The sequence below is a fragment of the Paenibacillus sp. TCA20 genome (genome assembly GCF_000732325.1).
Taxonomy (GTDB): domain Bacteria; phylum Bacillota; class Bacilli; order Paenibacillales; family Paenibacillaceae; genus Paenibacillus; species Paenibacillus urinalis.
Genome location: NZ_BBIW01000004.1, coordinates 203,300 through 227,942, shown reverse-complemented (window position 1 = coordinate 227,942; position 24,643 = coordinate 203,300). Strand labels below are relative to the sequence as shown.

At 50.2% G+C, this 24,643-nt stretch carries 14 protein-coding genes and 1 pseudogene; 4 read left to right on the top strand and 11 right to left on the bottom strand.

Features of this window, described 5'->3' with window-relative positions; genetic code table 11:
* Window positions 1-126: 126 nt before the first annotated feature.
* The 4 genes and pseudogenes from TCA2_RS09870 to TCA2_RS09855 form a co-directional block, all read right to left on the bottom strand.
* Window positions 127-1,801, bottom strand: a pseudogene (locus TCA2_RS09870) (NAD(P)H-hydrate dehydratase).
* Window positions 1,802-1,868: 67 nt separating this feature from the next.
* On the bottom strand, window positions 1,869-2,501 hold the full coding sequence (locus TCA2_RS09865) for an NAD(P)-dependent oxidoreductase (protein ID WP_047911426.1): 633 nt from the start codon (window positions 2,499-2,501) through the stop codon (window positions 1,869-1,871).
* A gap of 260 nt (window positions 2,502-2,761) precedes the next feature.
* Window positions 2,762-3,985: a threonine synthase gene (locus tag TCA2_RS09860; RefSeq protein ID WP_047911425.1), complete on the bottom strand. Its 1,224-nt coding sequence runs from the start codon at window positions 3,983-3,985 to the stop codon at window positions 2,762-2,764.
* Window positions 3,986-4,269: 284 nt separating this feature from the next.
* Window positions 4,270-4,671 (bottom strand): GNAT family N-acetyltransferase, encoded by a 402-nt coding sequence (locus TCA2_RS09855; RefSeq protein WP_052511873.1) that lies wholly within the window; start codon window positions 4,669-4,671, stop codon window positions 4,270-4,272.
* A 324-nt stretch (window positions 4,672-4,995) separates the two neighbouring features.
* Here TCA2_RS09855 and TCA2_RS09850 point away from each other — a divergent pair, with 324 nt between their 5' ends.
* Window positions 4,996-5,808 (top strand): hypothetical protein, encoded by an 813-nt coding sequence (locus tag TCA2_RS09850; protein ID WP_152557692.1) that lies wholly within the window; start codon window positions 4,996-4,998, stop codon window positions 5,806-5,808.
* 134 nt (window positions 5,809-5,942) lie between these two features.
* Here the strand turns inward: TCA2_RS09850 and TCA2_RS09845 are convergent, their stop codons facing one another.
* The 5 genes from TCA2_RS09845 to TCA2_RS09825 all read right to left on the bottom strand — a co-directional run bounded on the left by TCA2_RS09845 (window position 5,943) and on the right by TCA2_RS09825 (window position 11,340).
* Entirely contained in the window at window positions 5,943-6,197 is a 255-nt protein-coding gene (locus TCA2_RS09845) for a YezD family protein (RefSeq protein ID WP_047911423.1), read from the bottom strand.
* 101 nt (window positions 6,198-6,298) lie between these two features.
* Window positions 6,299-7,162 carry a sulfate ABC transporter permease subunit CysW gene (gene cysW / locus TCA2_RS09840; protein ID WP_047911422.1) on the bottom strand — a complete coding sequence of 288 codons (864 nt, stop codon included), beginning with the start codon at window positions 7,160-7,162 and terminating at the stop codon, window positions 6,299-6,301.
* A 12-nt stretch (window positions 7,163-7,174) separates the two neighbouring features.
* Entirely contained in the window at window positions 7,175-8,011 is an 837-nt protein-coding gene (gene cysT / locus TCA2_RS09835; RefSeq protein ID WP_047911421.1) for a sulfate ABC transporter permease subunit CysT, read from the bottom strand.
* Window positions 8,012-8,123: 112 nt separating this feature from the next.
* On the bottom strand, window positions 8,124-9,167 hold the full coding sequence (locus tag TCA2_RS09830) for a sulfate ABC transporter substrate-binding protein (RefSeq protein WP_047911420.1): 1,044 nt from the start codon (window positions 9,165-9,167) through the stop codon (window positions 8,124-8,126).
* Between the two features lie 367 nt (window positions 9,168-9,534).
* A complete protein-coding gene (locus tag TCA2_RS09825) occupies window positions 9,535-11,340 on the bottom strand; it encodes a rhamnogalacturonan lyase (protein WP_370510331.1) in 1,806 nt (601 codons plus the stop codon).
* A gap of 357 nt (window positions 11,341-11,697) precedes the next feature.
* Between TCA2_RS09825 and TCA2_RS09820 the strand changes: the two genes are divergently transcribed.
* Window positions 11,698-12,633 carry a methyltransferase domain-containing protein gene (locus TCA2_RS09820; RefSeq protein ID WP_052511869.1) on the top strand — a complete coding sequence of 312 codons (936 nt, stop codon included), beginning with the start codon at window positions 11,698-11,700 and terminating at the stop codon, window positions 12,631-12,633.
* A gap of 45 nt (window positions 12,634-12,678) precedes the next feature.
* Here TCA2_RS09820 and TCA2_RS26900 read toward each other — a convergent pair whose 3' ends face one another.
* Window positions 12,679-20,529 carry an Ig-like domain-containing protein gene (locus TCA2_RS26900; protein WP_052511867.1) on the bottom strand — a complete coding sequence of 2,617 codons (7,851 nt, stop codon included), beginning with the start codon at window positions 20,527-20,529 and terminating at the stop codon, window positions 12,679-12,681.
* Window positions 20,530-20,749: 220 nt separating this feature from the next.
* The gene (locus tag TCA2_RS09810; RefSeq protein WP_238546337.1) at window positions 20,750-21,820 is read right to left on the bottom strand and encodes a lactonase family protein; all 1,071 of its coding nucleotides are present in this window, start codon (window positions 21,818-21,820) and stop codon (window positions 20,750-20,752) included.
* A gap of 218 nt (window positions 21,821-22,038) precedes the next feature.
* Between TCA2_RS09810 and TCA2_RS09805 the strand changes: the two genes are divergently transcribed.
* Both TCA2_RS09805 and TCA2_RS09800 read left to right on the top strand, forming a co-directional pair.
* Window positions 22,039-23,478, top strand: coding sequence for a glycoside hydrolase family 1 protein (locus tag TCA2_RS09805; protein WP_047911417.1), 1,440 nt, complete (start codon window positions 22,039-22,041; stop codon window positions 23,476-23,478).
* A 167-nt stretch (window positions 23,479-23,645) separates the two neighbouring features.
* On the top strand, window positions 23,646-24,629 hold the full coding sequence (locus TCA2_RS09800) for a LacI family DNA-binding transcriptional regulator (protein ID WP_047911416.1): 984 nt from the start codon (window positions 23,646-23,648) through the stop codon (window positions 24,627-24,629).
* Window positions 24,630-24,643: the final 14 nt, after the last annotated feature.

The following is a 24,643-nucleotide window of genomic DNA, read 5'->3' as shown; positions in this document are numbered from 1 at the left end:
GTTCCTGGTCGTCAAGATTTACTCCAATACTAAACGTAAAAAGGACACGCTTCTGCGTGTCCTTAAATTTGACTTGTAAATCTGTGTGCAGACGCCTTACCGGCGGCTCCTTGCCAATACGCTGTATTACAATGCGTCAATAATGTCGCCGGCAATAATGCCTCCCGGATGATGCCGCTTGTATGCAGCACGTTCTCCGGAGAGTCCATGCAGATATACACCGTATGCTGCTGCCTGCTCAGCGCTCCATCCCTGAGCCAATAGACCCGCTATAATGCCGGTCAGCACGTCCCCTGCACCGCCGGTTCCCATACCGGGATGTCCGGTCAGGTTAATATAGGTGCTGCCTGAAGGAGCAGCAATGACCGTGCGCGAGCCCTTGAGTACAAGGATAACGCCCGTCTTCTCTGCATATGCCGCCGCATGGGTGATCCGGTCTCGCTGGACGTCCTTCGTGGATATCCCCATCAAACGAGCCATCTCCCCCCGGATGCGGCGTCAGAATGAGCGGTGCAGTCCGGTTCATCCCCAAGAAGAAATCTTCCCCTCCTGCTGCGACCATATTGAGTGCATCAGCATCAAGTACAATAGGTACATCACATGCTTCAACAATGCGGCGAAGCCACCCTGTATCTCCTTCAAAGCGCCCAAGTCCCGGCCCGATGGCCAGCACATCCTTGCCCTCCGCGAGCTGTATAACTCGCTCTGCTGACTCTTCCGTCCACAGCCCGTCATTTCCGCTCACCGCATCGGCGAGCATCAGCTCAGGCACCTTGCCGATGACATGCGGCATCAGCTCGTAAGGCAGCGCCCAAGTGGCAAGACCGCAGCCTGACCGGAGCGATGCACGTGCACTCAGAAGCCCGGCCCCGCTCATGGCAAGTGTCCCGGCAGTAAGCAGCACATGTCCATAGGTTCCCTTATGCCCTTCGCCTGATCTTCGGAGCGCCAGATCCATTCCAAGCGTCCCTTCCAGCACTTCTTCTGTAAGGACTTGTACAGATATGCCCTGATCCGCTGCGAGCTTAGGAGGGATTCCAATGGATCGCACTTTGACGCGGCCTGCTGCCTCTGCACCGGGATACTGAGTCAATCCGCGTTTTAACAACCCGAAGCACACCGTCATCTCTGCCCGGATATGAGGCTCATAGAGCTCTCCCGTATCTGCATTTAAACCGCTTGGAATATCAGCGGAGACAATAGGGAGCCCGCTCTCATTAGCCTCACGGATCAAGGCTGCATAAGCCTTGCGCGGCGCACCGTTGCTTCCAGTACCCAGCAGCGCATCTACAATACCGGTAATGCCATGAAATGACAGCGGCTCCTTCTCGCTATATACGACTGCCGGAATCCTATATGCCGTTGCCGCGTCTCTTTGAAGTGCAGCATCCTGCTCCAGTGCTGAAGGCGGAACAGCATAAACAATCGTTACTTTGATACCCGCCTCTTGCAAATGCCGGGCACACACGAGCCCATCTCCGCCGTTATTTCCTTTTCCAATGAGTATAAACCAATGTTCCTGGCTTCGGTCTTTGATGCGTAATGTCTCCTCGGCACGAATCGTACCTCTCACACCACGCCACTCCTCAAATGCCCTGCGATTGTTATTCTCATCTTCCTGCAGCGGGTCCCGCGGTGTTCCTCGTTCTATTCGCCCATTCTGCTCTTCACGGCACAGCTTCACCACTTCTTCGGCGAGCGCCTTGCCTGCATTCTCCATCAGGCTTGCCGAAGGAACGCCGATCTTCTCAATTACGATGTGATCAAGCTCACGCATCTGCTTCGCGGTTACAACATACATCTTGTCCAGCCCCTCCTATCAAAAAGAGCGAGAGATAGATCCCTCGCTCGCTAAGATGAATTCTCTTCTAATAAGCCACGGTAAATCGGGACCCGCTGAAATACGGATCATCCGCTTCATCCACCATAGCCGCTGCATAATCTTCGACCGATATACGGCTCTGCCCTGCTTCATCCAGGATCAGACGATCTGTGCCAATTCGGAAATTGCCTGTACGGCGTCCAGGTTCGATCGTTGCTGCCGGACTCAAATAAGTCCAGTCCAAGTCGGACTCCTCGTAAATATGAAATGCATCCCGATGTGCGAGCGCCAGCGGTCTAACCTCTTCCGGGAATTCCGGAGTCTCCATCAGCGGAACTCCGCTATCGGTCAGCAGACTGCCTGCTCCTCCAACGACGAGCAGACGCTGGACTCCACTGTTTCGAATGCCCTCTACGAGGGAACGTGCCGCCTCGACCAGCTCTTCCTCCTTACCGAATTCAGGACCGTATGCGCTAATGACCACATCATGTCCCTTTACGGCTTCAGCAACCGATTCAGGCTTAAGAATGTCACCCTCAACAACGGTGAGTCCCTCTCGCTTCTCGTTAAATTTAAACCGATTCCGCACAATGGCAGTTACCGTCATTTTTCTGCCCAATGCTTCCTCCAAGATCGCTTGTCCAATCGTTCCTGTTGCTCCAAATAAAGCTATATTCATATTATTCAGTCCTCATTTCTGTTCTATGCTAGCGTAAGCTTACTTTATATTAATCAGGTATGCTCTCTATTAAAACGTCAATTGTTTACAACTCAAGCTCCGTAGCTTAGTTATGCTTCTCTCATTCAAAAAAGATACGTCATAATAATGTTAGAGACAATCCCCTGCTCACCTTACATTATTCGATATTCACAAGAAAAGCCACCTTGCCCGGCTGGAGCGAGATGGCTTCCTGCTATTCATTTGTATTATAAGTTCGATCATGTCAGCGCCTTGGGAATCGTATCTCCCGGGTTCAGCAGTGGAACATTGCCGGATATCGTTTCCGGATACTTAATGCCAGAGCCCGTATTCAGGACGATCACCTTCTCGTTGTCCTGAATCCATCCGTTAGCCCGAAGTATTCGTGCGGCAGCAAAAGCAGCGGCGCCTTCCGGACAAATGAACGATCCTTCCAACCGGGCTGACAAACGCTGTTCAGACAAAATTTCCTCTTCTGTCACAGCGATGGCAGCTCCATCCGTCTCATATATGGCGTCAAGTACAAGAAAATCTCCGATCGCTTTGGGCACATTAATACCAAAGGCAATCGTCTGCGAGTCGGACCAAAATTCCGATTCAGACGCATTCTGCTCCCATGCTTTTACAATCGGGGCACAGCCTGCAGCCTGTACAGCAACCAGCTTCGGCAGACGACCGGTTACAAAGCCCAGCTCTTGAAGCTCTAGCAGACCTTTATAGATCCCGATCAAGCCGACACCGCCGCCTGTCGGATACAGAATAACGTCCGGCATCTGCCAGCCCAGCTGTTCTGCAATCTCCAGTCCCATCGTTTTCTTGCCCTCAATCCGATAAGGCTCCTTAAGCGTGGATGCATCGTAGATCCCCTCTGATCGGACCTTATCTGCAACAATCTTCCCTGCATCACTGATTAGTCCGTTCACGAGGTACAAATCTGCACCTGCGGCAATACATTCATTGCGCGTAATCAGCGGCGCGTCAACAGGCATTACAATCGTTGCCTGAATACCGGCACGAGCTGCATATAAGGACCAGGCTGCGCCCGCATTCCCGTTCGTCGGCATCGCAAATTTGGATACGCCAAGTTCTTTGGCTTTGGATATACCGACAGCAGCGCCGCGTGACTTGAATGATCCGCTCGGAGTCAAGCCTTCATCCTTCATATACAGCTGAGGAATCGCCATATCCATCCCGAGACTTGGCATACGAAGCAGCGGTGTCATCCCTTCGCCCAGAGTGATCACATGCTCCGGTTCCCTTACAGGAAGCAGTTCATGATATCTCCACAGGTTCATCTCCCTGCCTTGTAATGCTTCAGGATTCCATTCCTTCTTAAGACTATCCAGATCGTATCGGGCGTTTAACGGAGATCCGCAAGTGCACAGTTGTTGAACGCCTGTTGTATGATAAATCAGTCCGCACTTTGGACATTCCAAATGACTCAAATAGCTGTACTGTCCCATATGAACATACATCTCCTCACTTTATAACGACCTAAGTGACGTGAAAAAGATTGATGCTATGACTGTAAATAAGAGTTCACCCTTCTGTTTCAGAGTGAGGACCCAGCGATATCTTAATGCAGCAAAATGCTGCCATGACCCAAAAAATGGCCTCCTTATTCCTTCTGAACCATCTCAGAATACCAGGGGCCATTTGCAAGCATTCGCATCTAAATGTATATCTATCATCTTTTCATAGTGAAACTTATTTGTCAATTCGACCGAGGTATAATTTCCAATAATTTCTATTTTTGTTTCCAATGCATGCCTTGAGATTCGGGTGCTGAATGCGTAAAGCCATACTGCTCATATAACCGATCAGCCGGGATATCTGCCAGAAGTGACACGAGGCCCTTCGCAGGGACATGATCATCGAGGTATTTTCGAATCTCTCCCATAATGGTCTTCCCATATCCTTTGCCCTGGTAATCGGGATGAACAGCAATATCCGTCACAAAAAACTGTAAGCCTCCATCACCGACAACTCTGCCCATGCCGATGAGCTTGCCCTCTTCCATTAGACTGACTGCGAACAACGTGTTCGGCAGCCCTTTCTGAGCTCCGTCAAGACTCATCAAGGACAGCCCTGCAGCTTTGCGAAGGTCCAAATAGTCCTGCGGCGAAGGAATTTGATATGTAATTTCCATGTCTATAGTCACCCCGTATGTTTTTTTGAATGATCCACCTATTGTTCCTTTCTAGATTTGCCCAATCAAGGATTAATTATGTCGAAATGCAGCTTTACTTGATCTCTATTCCTAGAACTATTTTACGATATTTATAGAAATAAAGAAAACACATGTTCCTGTCCTGCATGCTCCTGCGGTTTAATTTTAGCTTCGTCCCCTTTTCGACTTGAAAACCCCCGATTCGTATGCAATAGTGAGAGAAGATATCGCCGCTATTCGTGTAAAGGAGGGAGAAGCCTGAGCTCTATTGTACAAATTGACGGCATCTCGCTGTCCGCACAGGTGATTGCAATTGCCGCCTTCATGATCGTGCTGCTGCTGTGGCTCTACATATATCATGCATCCAGCTTGCGACAGGGCAAGTACCGACGAATGGACGATCTTCAGGACACGCTCTACACCTACTCCAAGCTTGCAGGACATTTGACCCTGGGGCTGAAGAAAGACGGTCTTCCTGGGGAGCCTCTGCACGGAGCGCTCATCCTCGCGCTTCAGGAGAGTAAATCTGCACCCTGCCTTACGCCGCATCTAAGAGAACAGATTCAGGCCTGCCTTGCAGAAGGTGACGAAGCAGGGCTCCAATTACTCTCACGTTCGCTGGAGCGGGAAATGACCCGGCTGGCTGCCGAACGAGACCGATTGTTCTCGTCCGTGCACTCCCCAAGATGGGGACAAGCACTCTGGCAGATTATCCAGCCTATGTTTGCTCCTCTTGCAGCGGTAGGTATCGCGGTTCTGTTGTACCAATTCATGACAGGAGCAAGAGATATCACCGAGGGAAGCTCTGCATGGGACTGGGTGTTGCTGAGCGCAAGACTCGTATCCGGCATGATATCCATCGCATACGTTTACATCCTCATCTTGATGAGACCACGTACGGCCGCCGGATTAATAACCAATCTGCTGTCCTTAGCCATTATTCTGGCAGCACTATTTCATCTGATCGGGCTCGCTGCTGCACCTTATGTTCTGGGAGGACAGCTGATTCTGTTCCTGCTCGGATTCAAATGGAGCAAGCCGCCTTCCCGCAAAGAACGGCCTTATGCCGGTCAATTCGCAGCCATGGATAAGCAAGAATCACAGCTCTATCGTTAGCATAACCTAAATAAGCAGCTCCTCACGCTTCTAATAGAAGACAGAGGAACTGCTTATTTTCATTTTGACATACAAGCGAATCCATTCATAATACCTTATAGCTGCTTTCAATCAAGGGTATAAGCTATGAATGTTTATGAAGACCCGGATTTGCGCAGTGCACGTGGACCACTCGATCTGGAATCAGCGGCTCCTGACGCCGCACTGCGAGCTTTGCCCGATTTAGAGGTATTGGAAGATGTGTTCTCATAACGTTTGCGCTCGGTCCGCTCCATCTGTACAATCTGCCCCTCGTGGACGATGATGGACAAGGAGCCAAATTCCATTTCATTCAACAAACTGGCGATACGATCCATCCACACTTCATCGACTTTCAGCGGTTTAGTCATTATTAACGCCTCCTATTAAATCGGGCCTATTAGCGTACCCTGCTTACTTATTCAAACCTATAGCTCGAATCTGCAGGAACACACCCTGACTTCAGAAAGCTCTAATGCGTACCCTTCCTAGTAAACCAGCTCTTGAGTATAAGTGTAATCAGGGCAAGCACGAGCAGCAGGGATGCAACCGCAAATGAAGCGGCAAACTGATACTCGTTATACAAAATCTCCACGTGGAGCGGCAGTGTATTTGTCAGTCCGCGAATGTGACCCGATACGACAGACACCGCTCCGAATTCCCCCATCGCTCTGGCATTACACAAGATGACACCATACAGCAGACCCCATTTAATGTTAGGAAGCGTCACTTGGAAGAACACTCGCCAGCCCTTGGCTCCCAGCATCACAGCGGCTTCTTCCTCCTGTGTTCCCTGATCCTCCATCAGCGGGATCAGCTCGCGTGCTACAAATGGGAACGTGATAAACAAAGTGGCAAGCACAATACCTGGAACCGCAAAAATGATGCTCATATTCCATGACTCCAATAAAGGTCCCAGCCATCCATGAGATCCAAAGACAAGAACAAGCATCAAGCCGGCAACAACCGGCGAAATGGAGAAGGGCAGATCGATCAAGGTAATGAGCAGACCCTTCCCGCGAAATTGAAATTTCGTAATAACCCAAGCGGCCGCGATGCCGAACACCGTATTCAGCGGTACAGTAATCACAGCGACCAGCAGTGTAAGTCTAAGCGCGGACAGCGCATCCGGATCCGAGAGTGCAGCGAAGAACACCCCCGCCCCTTGCTTCAACGCTTCAGCAATAACAATAACCAGCGGCAAAATCAGCAGCCAGCCCATAACGAGTATGGCCGCTCCGATGAGCACCCATTTCACCCAAGGCGCTTCTGTCGTCGCCCGGGACTGGTTCGCATTCGTCCGTGTGTTTGCTCCTACAGGTACGGTTCCTGCCATAATGCATTCCTCCTATTTGCGGGATGTCTTCCGGCTCCAGCGCTGTAATGTATTAATAAGAAACAACAGGACAAAGGAGACGATAAGCAGCAGCAGCGCAACCGCTGTTGCCCCTGCATAATCAAACCGCTCAAGCTGGGTCATGATGAGGAGCGGAGCAATCTCCGTCTTCATCGGCATGTTGCCTGAAATGAACACAACCGAGCCGTATTCACCGATTCCTCTCGCGAATGCAAGAGCAAATCCGGTAAGCAAAGGAGGAATAAGCTCTGGCAGAACGACCTTGCGAAAAGTAAGCCAGCGTCCAGCTCCCAGAGTAGCTGCCGCTTCTTCTACATCCTTCTCCAGTTCAGCCAGTACCGGCTGGACTGTACGTACCACAAATGGAATACCGATGAACATCAAGGCAAGCGTAATCCCAAGCTGCGAGAATGCGATCTGAACTCCCAGCGGTTCAACAATGGAGCCTATCCACCCGTTCGGTGCATAGAGCGCCGTGAGCGCAACCCCCGCAACTGCGGTTGGAAGTGCAAAGGGCAGATCGATGATGGCATCAAATATTTTCTTGCCAGGGAACTCGTACCGGACCAGCACCCAGGCTAGCAGCAGCCCCAGAAACAAGTTGGCGAATGCAGCAAAGCCCGCAGTCGTAAAGCTGACGCGGAAGGACGCGAGAATTCGCGGATCCGTAGCCATATCTGCAAACTTGGCCCATGTCAGACCTGTTGAATTGAACAGCAGTGCTGCTAGTGGAATCAAGACAACCAAACTTAAATACAGCACCGTAAATCCCATATTTATCCCAAAACCCGGAAGTACTCTGACCCGGGCTGTTCCTGCCCTGCTCATGCTTACTCATCCCTTCATGCCTCCGGCCGTCTCCGGTCGGCATCTCTAGTCTTGTATGGCTGCAATAATGTCGAGTTCATATGAATAGTAATTTAAAATGTAAATTCATTGCTTAATTGCTTGGCACATAGATTTGAGAGAATATTCCGTTCTCGCTGAAATGCTTCTCTTGTGTTTCTTTCCATGTACCAAATACATCGTTCAGTGTGAACAGCGCAAGCTCTGGAAAATTCTCTTTATACTGTTCAGCAACAGCAGGAAGAGTCGGACGGTAAAAGTTCTCGGCAGCAATCTTCTGCCCTTCTTCACTGTACAAGTATTCCAGATAAGCCTCTGCTGCTTCACGTGTTCCATTTTTATCTACATTCTTGTCTACTACAGCTACAGGCGGCTCAGCCAAAATACTGATCGATGGGTAGACAATATCGAATTTATCTGCACCTTGTTCCTTGATCGACAGCAGGGCCTCGTTCTCCCATGCGAGCAGAACATCGCCTATTCCCCGTTCTACAAAGGTCGTCGTGGAGCCGCGGGCTCCTGTATCAAGTACAGGCGTATGCTTGAACAGCTCTGTAATAAATTCCTTTGCCTTGGCTTCATCATTGTTATTCTGCTTCAGTGCGTAACCCCATGCGGCCAAATAATTCCAGCGGGCTCCTCCCGATGTCTGTGGATTCGGGGTTATGACCTCCACACCTTCTTTAATGAGATCATCCCAATCCTGAATATCCTTCGGATTCCCTTTTCTCACAAGAAACACAATGGTTGATGTATAAGGTGAACTGTTAAGCTCATATTCATCCTGCCAGCCTGCATCAATAAGTCCAGCTGCTTCAATGGCATCAATATCATAGCCAAGAGCCAGTGTAACTACATCGGCTTTCAATCCGTCGATCACTGAACGGCTTTGTTTCCCTGATCCGCCGTGTGACTCGTTAATTGTGACCTTCTGCCCCTTCTCCTTCTCCCAATAGGCAGCAAACGCCGCATTGTACTGTTCATACAGCTCACGAGTAGGATCATAGGACACGTTCAGCAGCTTCAGAGAACCATTATCGGCATTTCCACTTCCGCAAGCGGTAAGCGATGCAGCAAGTGAAGCCGCAAGCAATACCCCAACCCCTATTTTCAGACGGTTACGAACACCCTTTTTCATATAGTAGACATCCTTTCTTTTATAGAAGCCGCCCATCATTGAATAGTAAAAACGGAGGAGCCTGGCTCGCAATAGAAGGGTCAAACCGGTTATCTTCCGTGTCTGCTGTTCTATGCTGCCGCTGCTCATCCGCTGCCCTGCGGTAGGCTGATAATAAATCGTTTATTCCTACCTGTTTAGTATGTTATGTTACATTTTAATAACGCAGACCAGCGCTGTCAAACATTTTTTAACAATTATAGATAGGAAAAGATACGTGCTCTCTTTTTTCCAAATCGCCTTTCAACCTCCTCTATTCTATTGGAAAAACAGAAAAAGAACCGCATTAAAAACGCGGTCCCTGATATTCTGATTATTTAGTTCTTCATTAGGGTCCTCCGACCAGTCGGATGTTCGGTGCAGGCGGTGTGCTCATCCCTGTGCCCAAGTAGAAGCTGGTATGCGGCGGCTGATTGTAGGCCACATTTTGCCATGCGATGCCAAGACGATAGATGGGGTCATGCATCAAGGTGTAGATCCGCTGTTCTGTAACTGCAGTCGTTGTATAGATCCGAAGGGCTGTGCTGTCATCTGTCCGCCACACGGCTTCCTCCCGCCAGTCTCCCAGCAGGTCAGCCTGAAGGTTTGGAGTTGCCTTCGTTCCGTTGTTGCTCGCTGCTCCTGTAGCCGTCAGCAGATTCGTTGTTGTGGATGTCTGATGATTCCATTTATCGATCCGATTATTATCCAGCAGCTCTCTGCTCAGATCCCCGTCCCACCAGATGCCGAAATTCGTAGACGGTACCTTGTTAACAATGACCTGTCCCTTCGCTGTGTACAGTACTCCATTGGCCCAGACCTCAGCTCCTTTATACCGAGGATCAATATCTGAGGCCATGCCCCTGCCTATATCCTTGGTCGTTGGAACTCCCCAGATTAAGGCCCCTGAATCGGCATCTCTGAATTCGATACCTGCATTCGAAGGAACCTCATGAACCTGGAATACCTCAAGTCCAGCCCGATCCGGATCCAGATCGCTCAGGTGCATCGCATCGCCGTGGCCAAGTCCTGTCGTATACAAGCCCTGACCATTATCATCAACCGCCATTGCGCCATATATAATTTCATCTCTTCCATCGTTATCCACGTCACCAACACTTAAATTATGATTCCCTTGACCGGCATAACCCGAATTCCCGGACGAATTGGAATCAAAGGTCCATCGCTTGGTGAGCTGACCATTTCTATAATCATAGGCTACTAGAACAGACCGGGTGTAGTATCCTCTCGCCATGACCAGACTCGGTCTTTCTCCATCAAGATAGGCAATGCCTGCAAGGAAGCGATCAACCCGATTGCCATAATTATCTCCCCAATTGCTTACGGTGCCGCGCGGCGGCTCGTAGTTCACTGTAGTGAGCACTCGGCCCGTCTGGCCGTTAAATACGGTCAGATACTCCGGCCCCGATAATATATAGCCGCTGCTGTTCCGATAATCCTTGCTTCCATCACCGATGACCGTGCCTGCAGCGTCTTTGGTACCGTCAGCCGTTTTCATTGCAACTTCGGCCCTGCCGTCGCCATCCAGATCGTAGACCATAAACTGAGTATAATGCGCGCCTGCACGAATATTTTTGCCGAGACTGATCCGCCAGAGTCTTGTTCCATCAAGCTTGTATGCATCAATAAATACTTCCCCCGTATAGCCGCTCTGCGAATTGTCTTTGGAGTTCGACGGGTCCCATTTTACGATCAGCTCATATTTCCCGTCGCCATCGAGATCCCCTGCGCTCGCATCATTGGCACTGTACGTATAAGCTACACCGTCAGGTGTTGTCCCGCCAGCAGGCTTCATCAGAGGTACATTCAAATGATTTGTCCCCCACACGCTTGCTGCCGGAGAAGCAGCCTGTTCCGCACCATTCACGACAGCTCTTACTGTATACTTCGAGCTCGCTGTACCGGCATTGTCCTGCAGATTCGTACTATTCGTTATGGGAGAAGCATTCACCTTGGTTCCATCGCGATATACATTGAATCCGACGTTAGAGCCTTCAGTTCCGAGAAGCCGCCAGCTGACGAATACACCTGTACCTGTTTTTACAGCCACCACTCCGCGGTCCAGATACTCCATTTGCCTTGGATTCGCCGCCCCCGCATCGCCTGGGGAAACACCAATGCAACCCCCAATCATCGCTGCACTGAGCATCGCCAGCCCCGCAGTTCGCCAGCTTCGTTTTTTGCTTAACATGATATAGCCTCCTTTAATTAGGTAACTACCTGCTTTGGATACACATGTTTGTAAGCGCTTCATATTGTGAGTAGAATTATATTTTATACAATGAATCCCATAAATAGGTCCTTTAGCATAATTGATATTTAAAAATCCGACTTCTTTTTGAGCAGAGAGATGGATTCGCCCATTGAAGGATACAAGTTTAGCCCTTAGGGGATGAACGCTTATACGAGATCAACTCCCCCGGCATACAACTAAAGAAGAGCCGACAAAGACCTGTGACAATACAGGCCTGTTAGAAAAGAGGGGATTTTCTTGAGAATCGATCTAGGCTGTGGACAGCAGAAATTTCCCGGATGTATCGGTATCGACTTGATTCCTTATGATGGGGTCGATCTGGTCCATAATTTAAATGATCCTCTTCCGTTTGATGACGACAGCGCTGAATTTCTTATTGCTTCACACAGCCTCCAGTATGTTCATAATTTGAACAACGTCCTGCATGAGATTTACCGGGTATGTAAGCATAAAGCCATTGTATGTATCGTGGCTCCTTACGCCCACGTAACGGCCAATATGGTGAATCCGCTGTATAAGCAGCAGTTCAACGAGCATTCCCCGCGCTACTGGACACAGGATAATCACAAGCTCATTGGTGATGAGGAGCATTTCTTCTCCTGGCCGCCCGCATGGTCCCTCGCTGAACCTGTCCCGGGAGCTGCTCCCATCGATTTGAGACTGATCCGAATGGAGTTTTTTTATTTCCCCAAATACGGAGCGTACGATGATCTGGAGCTCGTGCTGCTTCGGCAGAGCCAATTAAATGTGGCCTATCAAATTATGTATCATTTTCTTGTTATCAAGGAACCCGTATCAACACCAGATCTTGAAATGTGGAGATCCTGCGAGCTGGAAGAGCCGCTGTACGTTAAGGAACAGAGAGCGGCATTCCGAAATCTCCGTTATGGAGATCGATGGGTACAGACTGAGCATCTCTCTGCAATATTGGACGCGGATCAGTTACATCCTTCCCTTGAAGCAAGCACCGCACCATCCGCTGATAATCCTCATTTGGCCGCTCCGAAGCCTACTTCTGATATCCCTCCTCCGGATACCAAGCATCCTCACCATAGGTCCGGCAGAAGAACGAAGGCAAATCCATCTCGCGTTTCCAAACACAGCAGATCACAGGAGCCGTCTGCCAAAAACAAGTCAAAGATAAACAAAAAGAAGCCCGGGAAAAGGAATTGATTCCCCCGGGCCTTTCATTTGTGCCTTGTTTATTACTATTCTGCCTTATTCATCTCCACCCGGAACGACCCTGATATTGACGATGACCGTATAGGTCTCGCCCGAAGCAAGCGTAACGATGAACGTAATCTGATCAGGCCCGATATAATCGAGATCCGGTATATAAGTGAAGGTTCCATTGGCATTTAGTGTAACTCTTCCGTTATTCGGCGGATCCACGAGCTGTGCTGTTGTCAATCGTCCAAAAGCGTTCAGATCGCCGGATACAGAAGTATTCTCCTCTGTTCTTAGATCAATCAACACCGTGTTGGATAACGCCACTACATTCACGGTCACTACATATAGATAAACTGCTCCTCTGGCATCGGTATATCGGATGGTAAACGTATCGCTGCCGATAAAGCCTGGATTTGGCGTATACGTAAACGTGCCGTCTGGACGAAGTCTTAGATTTCCATTCGCAGGCTGGCTATACACCTGGTATACGGCCCCCGGTCCGCCATCTGCCGCTCCGCTTACCGGCCTGCCTTGAGGTGTTGTCAGTTGAACTCGAATGGTCGTCTCTCCTCCCGTATTTGCCGGAGGATATACAACGACGGTAACGGTGGATACGGCTGACCGGCCCTGGCTGTCTGTTACCGTAATTGAGAAAGTATCTGTACCACTAAAGCCTGGATTCGGTGTATAAATAAAGCTTCCATCCGGGTTCAGCTCCAGTGATCCATTAGCTGGCGATTGCAGGACGATATATGCTAATGCAAGCCCTGCCGGGCTGCTGGCCAGAATCTGTCCGGTGACCGGCTGCCCCTGATTTGTTCCTATGCCGATATCAGTCGTAATCGGTCCCGCTGTAAAAGGAGGACTTTCCTGAAGCACCGTTACCATAGCAAAAGCCACTGTAAACAGTCCTGCACTGTTGGTCACGATGACAGTAAAGGTATCGGTTCCGACAAAGCCCGGATCAGGCGTGTACGTAAACGTACCGTCTGGATTGACGACCACCGTGCCATTTGATGGAGGAATGCCCAGCGAGAACGTCAGCGCGAGTCCATTCGGATCGTTCGCGATGACTGTACCACTAACCGGCTGACCCTCTGTCGTTCTTACATTTACCGGAGATGCAACTGGCGAGTCGCCGCCTACAATGACCGTAACCGGTGCAACCGCCGATATTCCTGCACTGTTCGTCACGATCACACTAAACGTATCTGTACCGGTAAAACCAGGATTCGGTGTATACGTAAACGTACCATCCGGGCTCACGACAGCCGTCCCGTTCATCGGCGGATTCCCGAGTGTGAAGATCAGCGGCAACCCGGCGGGATCCTCTGCCGGTATAAACCCGGTAACCGGCTGCCCTGCTGCAGTCCCCACATTCACCGGAGTGGCAATCGGTACATCCTCACCTACCACGATGGTCACTCGAGAAATCGCGTTCTCCCCAAACAAATCAGATACTATGATCGGGAAGGTATCAACCCCCGTAAAGCCCGGGTTTGGTGTATACGTAAACGTACCGTCCGGATTGACCACCACCGTACCGTTGCTCGGCAGAGGTACATATTGAGTGTAGATCAAGGTGCTTGCTTGCGGATCGGATGCAATCACTACTCCGCTTACCGGCGTATTAATCGGGGTGGTCAAGAAAATATCAGGTGCCACCGGTGGAGCAGAGAACACGGTAATCGTCACCCTTCCGGTGGTTGAAGCTCCAAATGGGTCAGTTACAACTACTGTGAAGGTATCTGTTCCGATAAAGGCGACATCCGGAGTATACGTAAACGTCCCATCTGGATTGACTACGACCGTACCGCTCAATGGCGCCGTTCCTAGCGCATAAGTGAGCGGATTACCCTCCGGATCCACGGCTGGAATCTGTGACGTTACAGGTGTGCCGACAAGTGTGCTTGTTGCAAAGTCAGATACAATGGGCGGCAGGTTCGGTATCGTAATACTGACTGTGGATACGGCAGACCCTCCTGTTCCATCCAGTACCCATACCGTAAATGAATCGGTACCTACAAAGCCGGTATTCGGGGTATAGATGAAGCTGCCGTCGGCATTCAGTACGACGGTGCCATTCGTCGGGAGAGATCCAATGACATAAGTCAGCGGATCTCCATCCGGATCTGACGCAATAATCTGTCCGTCTACACTTGTATTTGGTCCCGTTTCAATGGATTGATCCTGCGTAATCGGCGGACGACCTGTGACGGTAATCGTCACCAGCGCAATCGCCGTACCTCCGAGTCCGTCACTGACCAGAACGGTGAAGGAATCTGCACCGACAAAGCCGGTGTTTGGTGTGTACGTAAATGAACCATCCGCATTCAAGATCACCGTTCCGCTTGAAGGTGTCGAATTCAAGGTGAACGTTAGTGGATTACCGTCCGGATCACTAGCTGTCACCGCTCCTGACACAGACGTATTCTGGATTGTTGTCAAGCTTGCACCATCTGCGGTCGGAGGCACATTGGACACGGTCACCGTCACGGTCCCCACACCCGATCCGCCTGCTGAATTCACCACCTGAACCGTGAAGCTATCGGTACCGATAAACCCGGGATCCGGCGTATAAGTGAACGTTCCATCTGGATTCACCACTACCGTTCCACTGAGAGGCGGTGAGAGCAGCGTCACCGTTATCGGTAATCCGTTCGGATCTGTTACCACTACCTGCGAAGATACAGGTGTATTACCTCCTGTACTTATGCTCAGATCCTGCACAACCGGTGGATTAATAGCTACATCAATCGTGATTACGCCAAAGGTGATTCCACCCCGCCCGTCACTGACCGCTACAGTGAAGAAATCGGTACCGAAGAAGGTCGGAATGGGTGTGTAAGTGAAGGTACCATCTGGATTGAGCAATACCGTTCCACTCGCTGGAGGTGTATCTATCACATAGCTCAGCGGATCGCCATCCGGGTCACTTGCCGTGACTATACCTGAGACCGGTACTGACTGTACCGTACCGTATGTTGTATTGGATACAACCGGCGGACGATTGACGACTTGGACCGTGACGGTGGATACTGCCGTTCCGCCCTTCCCATCGCTCACCAGCACGGTGAAGCTGTCAGGGCCGCTGTAACCCGTGTTCGGCGTATAGATAAACGTTCCATCCGGATTCACCTCGGCAATACCATTTGCTGCAAGTGACAGAATGCCGAAGGTTAGTGGATCGCCATCTGGGTCTGTCGCTGTCACTTGCCCGGCTACCGGCGTGTTAATATTCGTTGTCAGACTCAAATCTGATGTCACTGGCGGATTGTCTGTGACGGTAACTTCAACCGAGGCAATAGCCGTGCCTCCCACTCCATCACTGACAAGGACCGTGAAGCTGTCCGACCCTACATAACCGGTATTCGGGAAATAACTAAATGTACCGTCAGCATTAACAACCGCTGTTCCATTCACCGGTGAACTGAGCAGTGAGAAGGTCAGGGGATTACCTTCTGGATCGACGGCAGTGACCGCACCATTGGCTGGTGTATTCTGCGGCGTCGTCACACTCGTCCCTGTCGCTACAGGCGGAGCATTGGTCACTGTAATACTCACCGTAGAGATGGCGGTGCCGCCTTTCCCGTCATCCACCAGAACGGTGAAGCTGTCTGGTCCTACATAACCTGCATTGGGTGTATAGGTGAATGTACCGTCCGGGTTGACCACAGCTGTTCCAAAGACCGGGGCAGCATTGAGACTGAAGGTAAGCGGATCCCCGTCCGGATCGGTGGCGGTCACAGCGCCAGCCACTGGTATGCTGTTCGGTGTACTTAGACTTACATCCTGAGTTACAGGCGGACGATCAATAATATTCACCGTAACGACGGAAGTCGCCGTCCCACCCCGTCCGTCATCGACAAGCACAGAGAACGTATCTACACCAACGACACCTGCATTGGGTGTATACGTAAACGTACCATCCGCCGGGTTTAGCAATACGGTACCCAGTGCAGGCGGTACAGACAAGGTGTAGTTCAGCGGATTGCCGTCAGGGTCGCTTGCTGGAATCTGGCCTGCAACCGGAATGTTCTGGAACGTATCCAGCGTGAGGTTGCCTGCAATCGGTGGAACGTTGCTGACGTTGACCGTAACCAGTGAATCTGAGAATACGCCGCTTGTATTCGTAACTCGGACCGTGAAGGTATCTGTCCCGATAAAGCCTGCATTTGGTGTATAGGTAAACGTCCCATCTGCAGGATTCAGCAACACCGTACCATTCGCTGGCGGAACCAGCACAGCATAGGTCAGCGTTTGGCCTTGCGGATCGGTGGCAATGACTTGACCCCCAACCGGGACATCCGTGGTCGTATTTAAAGTAACATCTGAAGTTACCGGCGCATCAACAGGCACACCGATCGTAACCGTGGAAGTCGCAGTTCCTCCCTTACCATCACTGACGAGCACCGAGAATGTATCTGTCCCTACAAAATTAAAATTAGGAGTATACGTGAAGCTGCCGTCCGGATTTAGTACCACTGTCCCGTTTGCTGGTGGAACGGATACGGTATAGGTCAGCGCATCGCCATCTGGATCGGTCGCTGGAATTTGCCCTGCTACCGGTGTATTGACGTTTGTCGTGAGTGTCAAATCCTGTGCAACCGGCGGCTGATCGATGACCGTGATAATGGCTGTACCGACAGCGGTGCCGCCTTTGCCATCGCTGATCAGGGCTGTGAACGAATCGGTACCCACAAATCCTGCAGCCGGAGTATACGTGAAAGTACCATCAGGATTGACGACCGCTGTTCCATTCGCCGGAGGAGACAGGAGCGTAAAGGTCAGCGCATCGCCATCCGGATCGGTTGCAAGCAGCTGTCCTGGCAGCGGTGTATTTTGCAGTGTGCTGAAATTTTGTGTCTGCCCGATCGGCGGCTGATCGATCACCGTGATGAACACCGTGGATATGGCCGTGCCGCCGAGCCCATCCGATACAAGAACAGTGAAGCTGTCTGGACCCACATACCCCGTATTCGGCGTATAGGTAAACGTTCCGTCCGGATTCACTACCACAGTTCCATTAGCTGGTGCAGACAACTGTGAAAAGGTCAGCGGATCGCCATTCGGATCGGTCGCTACGACTTGGCCCCCGGCGGGCAGATTCTGCAGTGTAGATAGAGAAACATCGCTGGTTACCGGCGGCAGATTCTGCACACTGACCGTTACCGTGCCAATTGCTGTGCCGCCAAAGCCATCGGATACGAGAACGGTGAAGGAATCCACTCCAGCAAATCCAGGATTCGGCGTATACGTGAACGTACCATCCGGATTCACAATTACAGATCCGTTCATTGGCAGTGAATTCAAGCTGAATGTCAGTGGATTTCCATCCGGATCGGTCGCAATGACCTGACCTCCGGCTGGTGTGTTCCCTAACGTAGACAACGATAAATTCTGAACGATTGGCGGCTGATTCGTGACCGTAACGGTGACAACGGAAACCGCCGTCCCGCCATTCGGGTCGCTTACCAGCACGTTAAAGTTATCTACTCCAAGGAAGCCAGGATTCGGAGTGTACGTGAACGTACCATCCGGGTTGACCACGGCTGTACCATTGGATGGAGCAGACTGCAGTGTGAAGGTCAGCGGATCCCCGTTCGGATCGGTTGCTGTAACCTGACCTCCTGCAGGCACACCTAATGTTGTCGCTACACTCAGATTACTTGTTACCGGCGGCAGATTGATTACCTCTATCGTCACGGTAGAGATGGCAGTGCCCCCGCTCGGATCAGTGACCAGCACCGTGAAGGTATCTGTACCGATGAATCCAGGATTCGGATTGTACTGGAACGTTCCGTCTGCATTCACCACTACCGTTCCATTTACTGGCGGAGCATTTAATGTAAACGTCACTGTATCCCCATCCGGATCGGTCGCAATCACCTGACCTGTAATAAACAGATTCTCTGGCGTTATCAGATTTAGGTTCTGTGCCACGGGCGGCTGATTGAGAACGTGAACCGTGACGATTCCAATGGCTGTGCCTCCATTCGGATCGGTGACGAGATAGGTGAACGAATCGTTGCCCGCAAAGCCAGGGTTCGGATTATACTGGAAGGTTCCGTCTGGATTGAATACAACCGTACCGTTTGACGGTAATGAATTCAGACTGAACGTGAGCACATCTCCATTTGGATCCGTCGCTGTGACTTGACCTGTTGCAGGAACGTTCTTGGTCGTGGACACATCCAGGTTATTAGCAATAGGCGGCTGATTAAGCACCGTTACTGCAATCGTTGAAACTGCTGTTCCGCCGAAGCCATCGCTGACCAATACGGTAAAGGAGTCGTTCCCAACGAAGCCTGTGTTAGGGGTGTATTGATACGTGCCATCGGGATTGACGATTGCTGTTCCGCTTGTCGGCACCGAATTCAGTGAGAAGGTCAGCGCATCTCCGTCCGGATCCGTACCTGTAACCTGACCCCCGGCGGGAATATTCTCATTGGTGACAAGGGAATAGTTCTGTGTCGTTGGCGGCCGATTGCCGATTGAAATGCTGTTTCCGTTCGATTGAGACATCCCTTGGAAAGTCGGTCCGCCCGGAAGACTTTGAAAATTGTAGGTGAGATTTGCTACATTCGACTGTGTTGATCCTGGCGGCCTAGACACAATTTGAACCGAGTAGATAATCGTCAGCGTCTGCCCTGGAGCCACAGTACCCAGATTGACCCCAACCGTTGGATCTGCACCTGGCTGTGCTACACCATTCACGGAGAAGGAGCCCGGAACGAATACGCCGGAAGCAGAAAATGTATCCTGCAGCAGCACCAAATTGGCAGAGGCCGTACCTGTATTGCCTGCGGTGAGTGTATACTGAACCACATCTCCAACCAGTGCACTGCTCACATTGGAGCTCTTATTAAATACAAAAAATGGCGCATTCACGTCCACTTGAAGTCCGAGACCATTTACAAGATAAGCATCCCCCTGGGATGTGGCCTGAATGACAGCAGAAGTCTGCGAATTGACAAGTCTGGAGGATACGTCAACATTGGTTATATCCCACCCTTGTCTGGCACCAATGACCGCATTACCTGGCGTACTATTTAGACTGCCAAACGTTCCCCTTGTATCCAAGAGCCCCAGATTGTTGTTGATCTGCGAACCAAAAAAATTACTGACCGGATTGTTCGGACCTGATATGGCTACAAGCGTTGCTGTTGTTGGTCCAAACCTCAGCTGATCACCTAGCAGCTGAGGATCACCCTCTCCTGCGCTGACCATCAGCCTTCCGCTCACGACACCAGTAACAGGTGTAGCGAACCCGGTAATCGTAGCGGTCGCCGCACCAAGCGCCTGGTTCACGACCTCTGCACCGACAAACACGCTCATGTTCCTTGACGGGAGGAACGGATTCTCATACACGACAGCCAGCGTCCATCCGGCGAAGTTATCATTGTTATTCGATGCTGTGACCGTCCCTGGCACCGCCCCCGTTATATAAGTACCGGCTCCCCCTTGCTGGACAAGAGCCGTTACATTTGCCGAATTGACATAATCATTCGCTGTCGGTGCGGTATTCCGCGCTGTCGCCGGATCAGGAGCAACGGAGAAGGTTCCTGCCGGTGTAGTGAATAACACAGGGTTGCCGATCTGCCCAATGACGTTATTCCCCCCCGTATTGTAGCTGGCTGCCCAGATCAATTCGGCATACAGAACCGTCGAACCGCTAGGCAAATCCAAAATAGCAGTTGATGCATTCTGGGTATAATCCAGCGTTGTTCCCAGCGGGAAATTACCGACCCGGACCGAAGTATTCAACGTGCTGAATGCTCCAATTGAGCCTGTATTTCCCTGATTATTCTGATTGGTTACCTTGTTTAGCCCCAGTGTATTGCCTGTAAAAGTCATAGCTCCGTTCATTGTTGTATTAAACCTTAATATAAAAGGCATCTTGCGCTGTCCACCCCCAAAAATAGCATAAATCCCCATACAATATATTGTTTATGACTTTGTACTATGCAGATTAATTATGAAAACAGCAAAAAAGGCATAATCCAGATCTGGATCATGCCTCACAAGGACCATATAATTCATGGCATTTCATATTTATATAGGGAATCAATTTCATCATCCCTTTAATGAGTTATGAAATTGATTCAACCAATAAATGTTACCCCTTCTTACAGGGTTCAATGCAAACAGGAGCAGGGATTTCAAGCTCGTACCCAGTTGGCGTAAGTCGCCCGTTTTCACTGTCTATTTTGAAGGAAATAAGGTTGTCACTGTCCTGATTGGCCGCGATCAGCAAGCCGCCCTCCAGCAGATTGAAGTTTCTTGGCGTCTTGCCTTCTGTACCTGTACACTCTACTGCGGTAAGCTCACCGCTCTCCTCATTAATATGAAACAGCGCGATTGAATCATCACCACGGTTGGATACATAGAGGAAACGACCGCAGGAGGATATGCGTATATCCGCACCTGTATTTTCTGACTGTTCCGTTTCATCCCGTGTTGAGATATGATGCGTGATCTGGAATTCTCCACGATTCTTGTTGAAGGTTAGTGCCGTAACCGTATTGTTCAGCTCATTAACGACATAAGCAAATTTCTCATTGGGATGGATCACCAAATGTCTCGGACCTGAACCGGCAGGCAGCTTCAGCTCATAATGGGTTGACAGCTTACCCTCCTGCATACGGTACACAATGATCTGATCCAGCCCAAGATCACACACGATAGCATACTCACCTGCCGGATCCGGTACGATGGAATGTGCATGCGGTCCCTCCTGCCGATCTTCACGGAAGCCCTTGCCTACATGCTCAATCTTCGCAGACATCTCCACAGGAATGGAGGATTCATCCAGCTTATATACATTGACACTTCCACTTGAGTAGTTAGCTACAAGCACATAGCTGCCGCTCTGATCTACCGAAACATAGCAAGGGTCAGCACCTTCGGTCGGTTTACGGTCCAGAAGCTGCAGCTCACTCGTCGACGGATCTATTTTATAAGTAAACAGTTCCCCTTCACCTGTCTCGCTCACCGCATACAATACTTCACCATTCGGATGCAGCGCAAGGAAGGAGGGACGCTCGATTCCCGATGCCTGGTTCACAATTCGCATCTCTCCACTATCCTTGTTCACGGCCACCAAATAAATGCCAGGGTCTGCTGCCGCAGAATAAGTCCCCGTATAGAAACAAACCTCGTCTGATTTCTTCGCTTGTGGGTTCATCATCGATCGCTCCTTATATTCATATCATCACTGGATAGACTACTGGAATTGATATTAATCTATTAACCACAAATGACTTCCATCCCTTCAAAAACAAGGCGGTTTACAAAAATTTCACGAATAGACTATTGCTCTGAAATGCATTTCATAACTTAAGATGCTTATGTAAAAGCTATGGTCAGCTGTAATCATAGACATAACTTGCAAGGAGGACATAAAATATGATACATGAAAAATCACCTTCCTTCCCGGCGGACTTTCTCTGGGGCTCTGCTTCTGCTGCCTATCAGATTGAAGGCGCTTGGAATGAAGACGGCAAGGGACCTTCCGTATGGGATCTATATACCAAAATTCCAGGCACCACCTACAAGGATACGAGCGGGGATATCGCTGTAGATCACTATCACAGATACAAGGAAGACGTACAGCTCATGGCTGAGATGGGTCTTAAATCGTACCGATTCTCGGTCAGCTGGCCAAGAATTTATCCGCATGGCACAGGTGAAGTCAACGAAGCCGGACTCGCATTCTACGACAGCCTGATTGATGAGCTGGTCGCCCACAGCATTGAACCCGTGCTGACCCTATATCATTGGGATGTGCCGCAGGCACTTCAAGACCGTTACGGCGGCTGGGAATCACGGGAAATTATCGAAGATTTCAACCAGTACTGCATCACCTTGTACAAAAGATTCGGAGACCGGGTCAAATACTGGGTGTCTCTCAATGAACAGAATCATAATACCAATCATGCGTACATGCTTGGCATGCATCCACCCGCGGTCAAGGATCGCAAACGCTTCTATGAAGCCAACCACATCATGTTCCTTGCGAATGCGCAGGCCATCACCTCCTTCCGCAAGCATGTACCGGACGGCAAGATCGGACCCAGCTTTGCGTATACTCCTTCCTATCCGGCTTCGAGTTCACCAGAAGACATGCTGGCATATGAGAATGCAGAGGAGTTCACAAGCTATTGGTGGCTTGATGTCTATTGCCGGGGTGAATATCCCAGCATTCCTTACCGCCACTTGAAACAGCAGGGACTCGCTCCTGTGTTTGAGGAAGGAGATCAGGAGCTGCTGAAGCTGGGGATGCCTGATTTTGTCGGTGTCAATTATTATCAGACCATTACGTACGAGCATAATCCGCTGCATGGCGGAGTTTCTTCAGGCAAAATGAACAATACCGGCAAGAAGGGCAGCAATGAATCAACCGGAATTCCAGGTCTATATAAGACAGCGAACAATCCTCATATTGAAAAATCGAACTGGGACTGGAATATCGATCCCATCGGTCTTCGTATCGGTATGCGCAGGATTACGAGCCGCTATGATCTCCCCATCTTTATTACGGAGAACGGTCTTGGCGAGTTCGACAAGCTGGAGTCCGGAGACCAGGTTCATGATGAATACCGGATCGCCTACCTTAAGTCCCATCTTCATCAGTGCAAGCAGGCGATTGCTGACGGGGTGGAGCTGATTGGCTATTGCAGCTGGTCCTTCACGGATCTGCTCAGCTGGCTGAACGGCTATCAGAAGAGATATGGCTTCGTCTACGTCAACCAGGATGAGGAGGGCGGCAAGGATCTTCGCCGTATCAAGAAAGACAGCTACTTCTGGTACCAGGATGTTATTAAGACGAACGGAGAAAACATCTAATTTTACAGTCAACAGGATATTCTGGGTTTACCTCGAACTGGAACTGAATGTACTACAATAACTTTGCTTCTATTAAGCCCCTTTCGAGGGGCTTTTGTGTTTGTGGATTTCGCGATAAACCGTATCCAAGGGTATAATATCGTTAGATCAGGAGGTGAAACATATAGATGGCCAATATTAAATCCATTGCCAAGCTGGCCGGTGTATCTGTAACTACCGTGTCCCGCGTGCTGAACAATCATCCATACGTCAATGAAGCAACTCGCCAGAAAGTACAGCACATTATGGAGAAGGAAGGATATAAGCCGAATTCAAGCGCGGTGCATTTGATTAAGGGTCAAACCGATCGTGTCGGGGTCATCGTCCCGAACAGCCATCCCTATTTTCAAACGATATTGTCAGGCATTATGGATGAAGCTGCCAAGTCCGGCTATGGAACGCTGCTATACCAATCTCGGTACGAGACACAAGAAGAGCTTAAAGCACTTCAGCTGCTATCTACCAAGCAGATTGACGGTCTCATCTTCTGCTCCCGTGCACTTGAGCTTGAAGCTATTGCTGCTTACGCCAAGTATGGTCCCATCGTTACTTGTGAGTATACAGAGAATGAGCAAATTGCGGCTGTCTATACCGATCATTATGAAGCCTTTCTAAAGGGAATACAGTACCTGATTCAGCACGGTCATAGGGCCATCGGTTATTGTGTGGGGCGGCCTGACAGTGCAAGCAGCCAAGCCAGGTATCTTGCTTATAAGACCCTGCTTCATGAGCAGGGAGAAGTCTTGCATCCGGAATGGATCTTCACCGATTGCACAGAGATTAAAGACGGTATCCGTGTCATTGATACCCTCATGAAGATGAAGGAACGCCCCACCGCTCTGCTCGTTACTGGCGATGAAGCGGCAGCCGGAGTCATCCTGAGAGCTCAAGCCCTCGGGCTTCGCATTCCCCAGGATCTTGCCATTATCGGCTTCGACAATCTCCCGATCTCCGAGGCACTTGGTCTCACGTCCATTGACCAGCATCTTCAGGAGATCGGAAGAGAAGCCTTTCGCACGTTCTATAACAGCAGGAATGTGGAAGTGAAGGACAATGCGCCTAGTTCCAAGACCGTCATTCCTTTTGAATTAGTTGAAAGATCCAGTGTCTAATCGCGGTAGCTTCA

Coding starts and splice junctions, on each gene's coding strand:
- TCA2_RS09865 (WP_047911426.1), bottom strand. CDS start 2,501: ATGAATATAGCTTTATTTGGAGCAACAGGAACGATTGGACAAGCGATC.
- TCA2_RS09860 (WP_047911425.1), bottom strand. CDS start 3,985: ATGGGACAGTACAGCTATTTGAGTCATTTGGAATGTCCAAAGTGCGGA.
- TCA2_RS09855 (WP_052511873.1), bottom strand. CDS start 4,671: ATGGAAATTACATATCAAATTCCTTCGCCGCAGGACTATTTGGACCTT.
- TCA2_RS09845 (WP_047911423.1), bottom strand. CDS start 6,197: ATGACTAAACCGCTGAAAGTCGATGAAGTGTGGATGGATCGTATCGCC.
- cysW (WP_047911422.1), bottom strand. CDS start 7,162: ATGGCAGGAACCGTACCTGTAGGAGCAAACACACGGACGAATGCGAAC.
- cysT (WP_047911421.1), bottom strand. CDS start 8,011: ATGAGCAGGGCAGGAACAGCCCGGGTCAGAGTACTTCCGGGTTTTGGG.
- TCA2_RS09830 (WP_047911420.1), bottom strand. CDS start 9,167: ATGAAAAAGGGTGTTCGTAACCGTCTGAAAATAGGGGTTGGGGTATTG.
- TCA2_RS09825 (WP_370510331.1), bottom strand. CDS start 11,340: ATGATTGGGGGTTGCATTGGTGTTTCCCCAGGCGATGCGGGGGCGGCG.
- TCA2_RS26900 (WP_052511867.1), bottom strand. CDS start 20,529: ATGCCTTTTATATTAAGGTTTAATACAACAATGAACGGAGCTATGACT.
- TCA2_RS09810 (WP_238546337.1), bottom strand. CDS start 21,820: ATGATGAACCCACAAGCGAAGAAATCAGACGAGGTTTGTTTCTATACG.
- TCA2_RS09805 (WP_047911417.1), top strand. CDS start 22,039: ATGATACATGAAAAATCACCTTCCTTCCCGGCGGACTTTCTCTGGGGC.
- TCA2_RS09800 (WP_047911416.1), top strand. CDS start 23,646: ATGGCCAATATTAAATCCATTGCCAAGCTGGCCGGTGTATCTGTAACT.